Source organism: Nocardia sp. NPDC060220, assembly GCF_042727815.1.
Lineage (GTDB): Bacteria > Actinomycetota > Actinomycetes > Mycobacteriales > Mycobacteriaceae > Nocardia.
The window spans coordinates 1-4942 of record NZ_JBHWZY010000525.1; the positions used below are offsets into that span (position 1 = coordinate 1).

The following is a 4942-nucleotide window of genomic DNA, read 5'->3' on the forward strand; positions in this document are numbered from 1 at the left end:
GGCTCGGGCCGCCGTGGCGACCAGCGCCTTCTTCACGGATTCCTCGGCGGCCAGAGTGCGCCGGATCAGATACTGCTGGCCGCAGGTCCACAGCGCGTTGGTGGCGAAATAGGTGAGCACGACGACAGGCAGGACGGCGCCGCTGATGAGCGCACCCGCCGGGAACACCCACAGCGACAAGGTGCGCATGATCGCGGCCGTGCTGTTGTCCGCGACCGCCGGGGTGAGCCGGGCCGTGAAGTGCGTGGCGAGAGCGGCGATCAGCACCAGCGGGATGGCGAGCGCCGCGACCGCGACGACAACCTCACCCGCGCCGGACAGGGTCGCCGACAGCGGTGCGCCGAACAATCTGGCGTCGAGGAACGCACGGACCTCGGGCGCGCCGAACAGGTAGTTGGCGGTGGCGTTGTTCACCTCGACCGATAGCGGGCTGTCGGTCGAGGTGAACGGGCCGACCGCGTAGGCGCCGGTCCGGTCGAACGAGCGCAACACGTGGAACAGGCCGAGGAAGACCAGCCCCTGCGCGATCAGCGGTACGAACCCGGCGAACATGCTGACGTTGTGCTCGCGCTGGAGCAGCCGGATCTTCTCGGCCTGGGCGCGCGGATCGTCGCGGTGGGTGCGGCGAATGGCGTCCATCTGCGGTTGCAGCGAACGCAGAACTTGCTGGGAGCGGGCTTGCTGGAGCGCGGTGCGCACGAGCAACGCGCGGACGGTGACGACCAGCGCGACGACGGCGAGAAGCCAGGCGAGACCACTGGCCGCGCCGAGCGGGATGGCGAAGAGCTGGTGCCAGCACCACAGGACCGCGGACACGGGGAAATAGACGAAATCGAGCATGACGGGACGACCTGTCCGTGCAGCGTGCGCGAACGCACGAAAGGGGGAGTGGGATCACGAGATCCGACAGGCGGCGCCGATGGCGCGGCACCTGTCAGAGGTGATCGATCCCCGGAGCTCGTGGACGTGGACGACCGGCGGAATCCGGATTGCTCTGTCGCAGAAAGGAACCGCGCAGGCGGCGCTGTGCCGACCGCGGCGGACCCACACTCGCGACCCGGACCGGCAGGTGACTGCGACCGGTGACCGCGACCAGCGCACACACCATCGCGGCGGCGACCGCACCGAACGCGAGCATGCGGGTGGCCTCGCCGCCCGGTGTGGAGATGAGCACGAAGGCGGGCAGCACGCACGCGAGAACCGCGTACGCCATCACCATCGCCCGTGCCTGCATGTCACCGAGCATACCGACGGTGCAGGGCGGCGGTGCCCGCACGCCGAGTGGGGGCCGTTTACCGCCCGGCAATGCACACCGGGTCGAGGTCGGTGGCTGACTCGACGGAGGAGGGTCGCGGCTATGCCTCGAGCGCGAAGGGCGGGGTGCCGATGCCGGTAACGCGGAGATTGCCCCACGGGTCGCGTTCGGTGAGGTTCGCTGCCGCGGGTGCGCGACCGGGCACGACGAGCAGGGCGGAGGCTCGCGTCGGTTCGGGGAGCGCGGTGGACTCGGCGGGGTCGAGGCGGCCGTACCAGTGGTAGCGGCCGTCGATCGGGTCGATGTGGCCGGTGAGGGTGGCGATGACGGGATATTCGGCGCCGGGTAGATCCAGGACGGCAGGCCCGGCGTAGTCGTGATCCGAGTGCCGGTCGGCGGCGACGGTGATGTCGAAATGGTGGGGTTTCGGGCGGCCCGGGCGACGCGTGCTCGAGGTCGGATCGAGCCGACGGTGGTATTCGTGCTGGGTGCTGGCGCGCACTTCGATCCGGGTGCCTGATTGCCGCTGCAGAGCGCGGACCCAGGTGGCGATGAGATCGACTCGGGCCGACTGGGCGACCCGCGGTTCCTCGACGGCGGGTTCGGTACTGCCGACGAAGAACAGGTTCGGGAAGCCATGGGTCGCGATCCCGCGAAAGGTGACCGGAGCGTGCGACCATGCCGCGTCGAGCGTGCGGGCCGCACGTCCCGTGACCGGTAGTCGGACGCCGGACGGTGTCTCGGGCAGGGCGCCGACGGGACGGTGTGCGGATTCCGATGCGGCGCCGGCCCGGAGGCGCCGGGTGGTGTCGGCGGCCAGAATCACCACCTTCGCCTGGGCGGGCTCGTTCCCGGCCGAGTGGATCAGCCAGTGGTCCCCCTTCTCGTCGAAAACGAGTTCGCTGATATCGACCAGCCGCCGGGGGACCGGCCGATCATCGCGAGACAGCCATCTGCGCGATGCCGTCCATGGTGTCCGGCGCTGTCTGCCGACCGGAGATCGGGACGCCTCGCCCGCTGAAACCGGTTCGTAGACACTTACTTCGGCGATTCCGGCCGCTCGCAGCCGCCGCACGATCGCCCGGGATTCGGTCCCGATGACAGCGACGCTCACAGCAGGCCCACCGCCCGCCACCGCCTGCGTCCGGCCGATCCGATCAGTCCGTGCTGACCCAGGAACGTCACCAGTTCCGCCGCTCCGGTCGCCCTGGATTCCCGCGCGACCGGATTGCGAAGTGCCGCACCACGTGCCTGTCGACCGTCGAGTCCGGCGCGAATGTAGATGTGCCGGTTGGTGATCAGTGACACGAACAGCGGTCCGGCCACTGCCACACACAGGCGGATATAGGCCCGCTCGCCCGCCGACATCGCGGGCACGCGCCGGGCCAGCGCGTCCCTGGCGAAGCCGATGTGGCGTGCCTCCTCGGTGACGTGGATGCGCATGGCGCGCGCGACGATCGGCTGCAACTGCGGATCGTCGAGCATTCGTCGCTGCAGGGCGTCGAAGATCTCCTCACCGACCAGGGCCGCCACCCACACCATCGGGCCGCGCAGCACGGCGGGTAGCGCGGTGATCGCGAGCCGCGCCGCCGGACGCGGCCAGTAGGGGCGGGCCTCGATGCGCTCGATGAGTTTGCCGAACATCATCATGTGCCTGCACTCGTCGGCCATCTCGGTGAGCGTGTAGTGCGAGGTCGCGGACGTGGGATCGCCGCGCAGCAGCTCACGCAGCAGCAGCCGGTTGAGCAGGTTCTCGAACCAGATGCCGACCGAGAGCACATTGGCCAGTTCCTGGCGCGAGAGTTCCCGCTGCTGGTCGAACGTCATCGTCGCCCACAGGTCGGTCCCGTAGAGCGAGATGACGCGCGGTGGCAGGAACAGCTTCGCCGGGTCGAGGGGTTGCTCCCAGGCGATGTCCACCACCGGGTCGTAGGTTCTTCGCAGCGAGCCGATCAGCAGGCGCTGGGCGAAGGAATCGCGCGGGGAGGCGGTGACGTTGCGCATCGCGGGCTCACTCTCGGCGGAACGTGCCACGCTTGGTGTTACAGCGTGTATCACCAAGGTTAGTGGAACGTGGTGTCACGGTCAACGTCGGCACGGGTATCGTTAGCACTGTGACTGCCCCATCCGCGCACGCCGATCAGACCGCCGCCGACGGTCGCGCCACCCGCTGGCACGGGCACAAAGAGCGCCGTCGCGCGGAGATGATCGACGCCGCCATCGAGGTGATCGAGCAACACGGTCTCGAGATCTCGGTGCAGCTGATCGCCGAGCATCTGGCACTGCCACGACCGGTGGTCTACCGCCATGTCGGTGGCCGGGCCGAACTCGACGCACTCGCGCGGCAGCGGATCCTGGAGTTGCTGCTCGCGGAGTTGCTACCCGCGCTGCAGTCCGACGGCGCACTCAAAGACGCCGTGCGCGGCGCCATCGGCACCTATCTCGGCTGGATCGAGCGCCACCCGAATCTGCATCGCTTTCTCGGCGATGCGGCACCGCAGGGCGCGCCGAGTCTCAGCGGCGCGGGCCGTGCGGTGGGTGGACAGCTCGCCGACATCTTCGCGGCCACCCTGGCCCGCTTCGGCATCGACCCGGCGCGCGGGCGGCCGATGGCGTTCGGCATGGTCGGCCTCGTCGACGGTGTGGTGGCGAGTTGGCGTGCGGACCCGGAGCCGGTGCTCACCACCGAGCAGGTGCAGGGCATTCTGACCGAGTCGGTGCTGTCGCTGTTCGAGGGCAATGCCCGCAGTCTCGGAGTTCCGCTGCAACGGGATTCGCTGATCGCCGACCTGCTCATCGCGCCGGACGCGGCCCCGCCGCCCGACGAGCGGCTGCGCTGACTCAACCGGCCAGCGCGCGATAGGTTCGATTCCACAGCCACTCCACCGGACCGCGCTCGAAACGACGCAACCACAGGTGCGCGAAGAGGATGATCGCGACGGCCACGACCAGGTAGATCGCCACCGTGAACGGCACCTTGGCCGAATCCGGTACCCGCGCCGCCAGCCCGAGACCCCAGCCGTAGCAGAGGAAACCGGCGATCAGATTCTGCAGGATGTAGCAGCTGAGCGCGGTGCGGCCGACTTCGCTCAGCCGGGTGCCCGCGAACCCGAGGTGTGGTTTGCGCAGGTAGAACTCGGCGACCGCGGCCAAGATTCCGAGGGCGACGAACGGTGCCGTCGCATACCGCGCGACGAAGATGAAGTCGCCGCCGCCCGCGAGGCCGAGCGTCAGATCCAGCGGGGCGGCGATCGCGAACCCGACCACCATGAGCCGCCGTCGAATGCGCGCGCCCTCGGGCCGGAAGACGCCCGCCCGGAACAGTCGCGCGCCGAGCAGGAACAGCGCGATCGACATCGGGAACACGAAGATCGTCTCGAGCCGGAAGATCAGCGCGTGGTCGAGGCGGAACAGCACCAGATCCCAGAAGGAGCCGTCCGCGTAAGGATTGGGATCCAGCGGTGCCGACTCGGCGCTGTCCTGCTGGGGCGCGAAGGCCAACGCGGCGGCTATCGACGTCAACATCGTCACGTGGACCGAGGCGGCGATGATCAGCCAACGGCGTTGCGCTCGTTCGGTTGTCGCGAGGATGTAGGCGACGACGAGGCCGGTCATCGCGTAACCCATCAGGACATCGAACTCCGCCACGAGCAGAAAGTTCAGCAGGCCGTCGAGGAACAGCAGCCC

6 protein-coding genes are annotated in these 4942 nt (G+C 69.0%); 1 reads left to right on the forward strand and 5 read right to left on the reverse strand.

What is annotated here, in order from left to right; genetic code table 11:
• The 4 genes from yidC to ACFWF3_RS24190 all read right to left on the reverse strand — a co-directional run.
• Positions 1–840 (reverse strand): membrane protein insertase YidC (yidC, locus tag ACFWF3_RS24175; protein ID WP_379315384.1); only part of this gene is annotated, 840 nt, incomplete at its 3' end.
• A 94-nt stretch (positions 841–934) separates the two neighbouring features.
• Positions 935–1234 (reverse strand): DUF6412 domain-containing protein, encoded by a 300-nt coding sequence (locus tag ACFWF3_RS24180; RefSeq protein ID WP_379315386.1) that lies wholly within the window; start codon positions 1232–1234, stop codon positions 935–937.
• Positions 1235–1355: 121 nt separating this feature from the next.
• A complete protein-coding gene (locus ACFWF3_RS24185) occupies positions 1356–2369 on the reverse strand; it encodes a DUF4873 domain-containing protein (RefSeq protein WP_379315388.1) in 1014 nt (337 codons plus the stop codon).
• Entirely contained in the window at positions 2366–3259 is an 894-nt protein-coding gene (locus ACFWF3_RS24190) for a diiron oxygenase (protein ID WP_379315390.1), read from the reverse strand. Before ACFWF3_RS24190 ends, ACFWF3_RS24185 begins: the two co-directional genes overlap by 4 nt.
• Positions 3260–3369: 110 nt before the next feature.
• On the opposite strand from ACFWF3_RS24190, the gene ACFWF3_RS24195 reads away from it, so the two are divergent.
• A complete protein-coding gene (locus ACFWF3_RS24195; protein WP_378988093.1) occupies positions 3370–4095 on the forward strand; it encodes a TetR/AcrR family transcriptional regulator in 726 nt (241 codons plus the stop codon).
• A 1-nt stretch (position 4096) separates the two neighbouring features.
• Here ACFWF3_RS24195 and ACFWF3_RS24200 read toward each other — a convergent pair.
• Positions 4097–4942 (reverse strand): DUF418 domain-containing protein (locus ACFWF3_RS24200; protein ID WP_379315392.1); only part of this gene is annotated, 846 nt, incomplete at its 5' end.